Source organism: Peribacillus sp. SIMBA_075 (assembly GCF_046534585.1).
In genome coordinates, this window is sequence record NZ_JAWRYN010000352.1 from 1 (window position 1) to 304 (window position 304).

1 protein-coding gene is annotated in these 304 nt (G+C 71.7%); it reads left to right on the plus strand.

Annotation, left to right across the window (positions count from 1 at the left end; all coding sequences use genetic code 11):
- The coding region (locus SB775_RS28545; RefSeq protein ID WP_410864547.1) for a hypothetical protein at window positions 1-304 on the plus strand (304 nt) is incomplete at both ends.

Consider the following 304-nt stretch of genomic DNA (forward strand, 5'->3'; position numbering starts at 1 on the left):
TCCGTCTACGGCGTCGGCACCGACATCACGTTCAGCCAGCCCGCCGCCGCCCAGGGTGCGACCGCCGACCAGGCGGCAGGAGGCGGACCGCGGTTCGACTTCGGGGCGAACGCCGGAACCGACACGGGCACTGCGCGGCAGGTGAACACCTCCCGGCTCCAGGCGACCCGCGGGACCACCGTCATGGACGCGACCACGCTCGCCACCGTCGAGAAGGTGAACAACGTGGATGCGGCCGCTGCCGTGCTCTCCCTCACCAACACCAGCTTCAGCGGCACGCTGCCCGACTTCGCCCAGCTCCGCC